1 pseudogene is annotated in these 763 nt (G+C 77.6%); it reads left to right on the forward strand.

The window, feature by feature from the left end:
- A pseudogene (locus GT045_RS17920) lies at positions 1 to 763 on the forward strand (LuxR family transcriptional regulator); the annotation flags it as partial.

Raw genomic sequence — 763 nt, forward strand, 5'->3', positions numbered from 1 at the left:
TGCACCGCGGCGACGCGGGCCACGCCCGGGTGGCCCGGGCCCTGGCCGCGCTCGGCCCCCTCGCCGCGGCCGTGCCCCTCGGAGATCTGGCCGGCACCACACCGGTCGGCACCCAGGAAGCCGTCGACATCCTCAACTCCGCCGGTCTGCTCGACGGTCACGCCTTCCGGCACCCGACCGCCGCCGCGGCCGTCCTGGAGGACATGGACACCGCCGCGCGCACGGACCTGCACGGCCGGATCGCCGACATGCTCTACCGCTCCGGGGCACCCGCCGAAGAGGTCGCGCACCACCTCTGTGCCGCGGACCTCGTCCCGGCCCGCTGGGGCGCGGCGATCCTGCGCGCCGCCGCGGAACAGGCGCTGGCCGCCGACGAGGTGGAGCGCTGCGCCGACTGCCTCGGCCTGGTCCTGCGCGACTGCACGGACGAGCGTGAACGCCACGCCCTGTCGGCGGCCCTGGCGCGCGCCCAGTGGCGCACCAACCCGGCGGCGGCCGGCCCCCACCTGGAACCGCTGCGCGAGACGGCGCTGGCCGGCGGACTGGGCATGCGGGACACCGCCACCGTCCTGCGGTACCTGCTCTGGCAGGGCGACACCGAGCTGGCCGCGCAGGGCGTGGCCACGCTGGTGCGCGCCCAGTCGCCCGCGGACGCGCAGATCATCGCCGAGGTGGAGTTCGTACGGCAGTGGTTCTACGGCGTCGCGCTCCCCGGCAAGGGCGCCCCCGCCGCCGGTGCCGACCCCCGCCGCCAGGTGCGGGC

Source organism: Streptomyces sp. SID486, assembly GCF_009865385.1.
GTDB lineage: Bacteria > Actinomycetota > Actinomycetes > Streptomycetales > Streptomycetaceae > Streptomyces.